This is a genomic window from Ideonella sp. P3_A4, assembly GCF_056403075.1.
In genome coordinates, this window is record NZ_JBFUGE010000523.1 from 1 (window position 1) to 4,264 (window position 4,264).

The 4,264-nt window shown below is 66.3% G+C and carries 4 protein-coding genes and 1 pseudogene; 2 read left to right on the plus strand and 3 right to left on the minus strand.

From position 1 onward, the window contains the following. Positions 1-1,092, minus strand: a 1,092-nt coding sequence (locus AC1DYI_RS28105; protein ID WP_477207417.1) for a hypothetical protein, incomplete at its 3' end; no start/stop codon positions are given. A 145-nt stretch (positions 1,093-1,237) separates the two neighbouring features. Then, positions 1,238-2,239 (minus strand): aldo/keto reductase, encoded by a 1,002-nt coding sequence (locus AC1DYI_RS28110; RefSeq protein ID WP_477207418.1) that lies wholly within the window; start codon positions 2,237-2,239, stop codon positions 1,238-1,240. Between the two features lie 156 nt (positions 2,240-2,395). On the opposite strand from AC1DYI_RS28110, the gene AC1DYI_RS28115 reads away from it, so the two are divergent. Further along, entirely contained in the window at positions 2,396-3,367 is a 972-nt protein-coding gene (locus AC1DYI_RS28115; protein WP_477207419.1) for an AraC family transcriptional regulator, read from the plus strand. Beyond that, complete coding sequence (locus AC1DYI_RS28120; RefSeq protein WP_477207420.1) at positions 3,367-4,002, plus strand: VOC family protein; 636 nt, start codon at positions 3,367-3,369, stop codon at positions 4,000-4,002. Before AC1DYI_RS28115 ends, AC1DYI_RS28120 begins: the two co-directional genes overlap by 1 nt. A 23-nt stretch (positions 4,003-4,025) precedes the next feature. On the opposite strand, the pseudogene AC1DYI_RS28125 reads toward AC1DYI_RS28120, so the two are convergent. Then, positions 4,026-4,264 (minus strand): annotated as a pseudogene (locus AC1DYI_RS28125) (hypothetical protein); the annotation flags it as partial.

Sequence of the window (4,264 nt, forward strand, 5' to 3'; positions counted from 1 at the left end):
GTACTTACTCGGGTAGCCCAGCACATAGGCACCCAGGAAAGGACGATTCGGGCACGTATTCTGCGTCATCGGAATCTTCAGCACCTTGGTCACGCCGTCACCACCCTCCAGCGGCCGAAACTGAAGCTTCAAATTCGCATCGGTGGACCCTGAAACGCCGAAGGCAAACTTCAGCGCACCGTCGACCTTCGACGGACGCATGATGTATTGCACCGTGATCCATGGCGGGAGGGGATCGGACTGATTGGCGCGACTCACCTGGGCCAAAGGGAAGCGCGCCGTCCACATATCGTATTGACAAGGCTCCGTGGCGCACCGCGTCGCGCCCGGCGGAAGCTGGTCGTTGTGCAGCTTCGTAAAGAGCGTGAAGTCGACATACTCCGAACCGGTCGTGGGCTCCGTCCAGACACGCACGTCCAATCCAGGCGCCGGCGAGTAGCCGGATTCATAAGCCCCGCAGACGCCCGACTTGTCCTGCGCATGGAACTGACCGATGACCGCCGCGGCAGCCAATTTTTCCCCATTGGTCACGGCTCGCAGCATGGACATGTCCGACAGGCGGAACCTCCACGTGAACTTGACCGTATTGGTCGCCGCGAGATAGTTCTGGCCGAACGTGTCCCATCCCGTGACGTTCGTACCGCCGTCATAGATGTACTCGTCGGACTCGTTGCTGCGCATTTCCGAGCCACCTTTGCGCTCATCCACCGTAGCGACGACATACTTTCCGTTCTTCAAGACGCAATAGTTGTCGGTGCCGTTCTCGTCGTCAGCATCACGCCGATCGAAAGGCAGGGTGATGAACCGCATGTGGGAGGTCTGGTCCGGGTCCTGGTGGCGCGCGCACATCCCCGGCCGCGAGGCCTGGCCGAACGTCGGGTACGCGAAAAGCCCCGCCACATTGGTGACGTGGCTTGTGCTGTTGCACGACGCGTACTCCCAGACCTTGTTTGACCACGCTGTGTCGGAGAACTCGTCGAGCACGTACTGCCACCCGACGTTTTGTAAGATCGGCTCAGCCTGCACCTGGCCAACACCCATCGTCGATGCGATGGCGACGGCAAGCACTCCGCAGGATTTCATCAACCTCATCTCAATCTCCCTCCCTTGTGCGATTCGCAGGCTGCCCGCTGCAGCCCGCCGCGGCAGATGCTAGCTGACACGCGGTGCGACATTTCAGGAGGCAGCCCCTCACGTCACGCGGCAGAGTCCATCGGCGAGGCTTTCGGCACAGTCGTCAACCGTTGACGCTCGCCATGCCGGCCGCCGGGTAACGGTCGCCCGCCACCGGGTGCTCGGCCAGCACCTGATCCAACTTGGCCAACAGCGGCGCATCGATCGACAGCACCGCCGCGGCAGCGTTCTCGTTCAGCCGCGCGATCTGCCGCGTGCCCGGGATCGGCACGATGTCCGTCCCGCGGCCGAGCAGCCAGGCCAATGCCAGCTGCGCCGGCGTCAGGCCATGCTCGGTGGCCAGGGCCTTCACTGCGTCGGCCAAGGCCAGGTTGCGCGCCATGTTCTCGCCCTGGAAGCGCGGGTTCTGGCGGCGCCAGTCGTTGGCGTCCAACGCATCGGGACTGCGGATGGCGCCGGTCAGGAAGCCGCGGCCCAACGGCGAGTAAGGCACCAGCCCGATGCCCAGCTCGCGGCAGGTCGGCAGGATCTCGGCTTCGACATCGCGCGTCCAAAGCGAGTATTCGGTCTGCAGGGCGGCGATCGGGTGCACCGCTGCAGCGCGGCGGATCGTCGCGGGCGAGGCTTCCGACAAGCCGAGGTGGCGCACCTTGCCGGCCTTGACCAGCTCGGCCATCGCTCCCACCGTCTCTTCGATCGGCACCGTGCGGTCGACGCGGTGCTGGTAGTACAGGTCGATGTGGTCCACGCCCAGCCGTTGCAGGCTCGCGTCGCAGGCACTGCGCACGTACTCGGGCCGGCCGTCGACGCGGATGAAGGTGCCGTCTTCGGCCCGAACGTTGCCGAACTTGGTGGCGATCACCACCTCGTCGCGTCGCGCCTTCAGTACCGGTGCCAACAGTCGTTCATTGCTGCCCACGCCGTACATGTCGGCGGTGTCGAAAAAATTGATGCCGATGTCCAGCGCGTGGTTCAGCACTGCGAGCGAGCGCTCGTCTTCGGCCGCGCCGTAGAAATCGGACATGCCCATGCAGCCCAGGCCAATGGCGGAAACGGCCAGGTCGCCTTGGCCCAGGTGGCGTCGGGGGTAAGTTGTCGTGCTCATGCTGCCTTCTCCTTGCGGGTTTGTTGTCGATGGCCGTCAGCGTAGGCGCCTGCGGCCGCGCACCGATAGTCGATTGCTGGTGCATGCTTGCCTGATCCTCCAGAACCATGTCCCCACGCGCCGCACCGCTGCGCGCGCCGCCCCACAATCAGCGCCATGGTCGATACCGCCTGGCCCACCTCACCCGAAACCGCCTCACGCATCAACGCCTCGCTGCCGCCGGATGCGCGGCAGGTCGAGATGGTCGCGATCGCCTGCCAGTTCGCGCCCACCACCGGCTCGCACGAAACCGCGATCCGTGGCCTGCACCTGATGCGTGCCGACGGGCCAGGCCTGCGGCTGCCCGCTGTCTATGACCCGGGCGTGGTCGTGGTGCTGCAAGGCCGCAAGCAGGCACGGCTGGGCAACGAGGTGCTGGGCTACGACCCGCTACATCACCTGGTCGTGTCGGTCACGATGCTGCCAACCAGCCAGATCGTCGAAGCCTCGCCCGAGGCCCCGTACCTGTGCCTGCGGCTGAACGCGGACACCAGCGAGCTGGCCTCGCTGCTGCTCGATGCCGGGCCGGCCGTAACCCCGTCAACCGACGCGCCGGCGCTGGACCGCGGCCTGCACGTGGCGCGCAGTTCACCCGCAATGCTGGACGCGGTGTTGCGGCTGCTGCGCCTGCTGCGCACGCCCGCCGATGCGCCGGTGCTGGCGCCCTTGGCGAAGCGCGAGATCTTCTACCGCGTGCTGACCGGTGAGCTGGGTCATCGGCTGCGCGCATTGGCGGTAGCCGAGAGCCACGCCCAGCGCATTGCCCGTGCGATCGAGCTGGTCAAGCGCCGCTACGCCGAGCCGCTGCGAATCGATGACGTCGCCGAAGCGGCGCACATGAGCGCCTCCAGCTTGCACCAGCATTTCAAACAGGTCACCTCGATGTCGCCGCTGCAGTATCAGAAGAAGCTGCGCCTGCACCGAGCGCGCCAGCTGATGCTGGCCGAGGGGCTGGACGCCGCGGTCGCCGCGCACCGTGTGGGCTATGAAAGCCCATCGCAGTTCAGCCGCGAGTACCGCCGGATGTTTGGTGCCCCGCCACGCACCGAGATCCAGCAAGCGCTGGGTACGGTGGGGGCGGTGCGCTGATGCTGACGCTGGACCACGTCACCGTTGCCGCCCTGTCCCTTGCCGAGGGCGTGGCCTATGCCCAAGAGCGTCTGGGTGTCGAGATCCCACCCGGCGGCCAGCACCCGCTGATGGGCACGCACAACCATTTGCTGCGCCTGGCCGACGATCTGTTCCTCGAGGTGATCGCGCCCGATCCTTCAGCACCCGCGCCGGCGCGTGCACGCTGGTTCGGCATGGACAGCCCGGCCACGCACAAAGCCTTGGCCCAGTCGCCGCGGCTGTGGACCTGGGTCGCGAGTTGCAACGATCTCGATCAGGCGCTACGTGAGATCGAAGGCAGCGCGGGCCCCGCGCTACGCGTGACCCGCGGCAACCTCGCGTGGTTGATGGGCGTGCCGGACGACGGCTCGATGCCCTTCGATGGCGCGTTCCCGACCCTCATGGAATGGCCACCCGGTCCGCATCCGGCCAGCCGGATGCCGGAGCGCGGGTGCGCGCTGCTGAAATTCACGGTACAGCACCCGCAGGCCGAATGGATCGCCGCCCGGCTGAGGCCGCATCTGGACGACGCGCGGGTGGTGTTCGAGACCGCCCCGCACCACCGCTGCGTCGCCAGGATTCACACGCCGAACGGCGTGCGCGAGATCGACTGAGCGCTCTGGCTCAGCCGCCACTGTCAGACAGACAGCGCTTCACACAGTTCATCCAGTTCCGCCTCGGTCCGTTCGAGCACGGTGTCGCATTGGGCTTGTGTCAGTGCCAGGCGATTCCACGCGTCCGCCACCAGCGGAGGCACCATGTCATCGGGCAGTCTGGCGAGGTCGAGCGCATGAACCAGGCCGTCCGACACGTGCACCAGATCGGTCAAGGTCGGCGCCGCTGCCGGTAAAGGCGCATGGTGGTGCCGTATTGCGT

Bases quoted from the DNA above. Each gene is read 5' to 3' on its own strand.
- AC1DYI_RS28110 (WP_477207418.1), bottom strand. From the start codon at position 2,239: ATGAGCACGACAACTTACCCCCGACGCCACCTGGGCCAAGGCGACCTG.
- AC1DYI_RS28115 (WP_477207419.1), top strand. From the start codon at position 2,396: ATGGTCGATACCGCCTGGCCCACCTCACCCGAAACCGCCTCACGCATC.
- AC1DYI_RS28120 (WP_477207420.1), top strand. From the start codon at position 3,367: ATGCTGACGCTGGACCACGTCACCGTTGCCGCCCTGTCCCTTGCCGAG.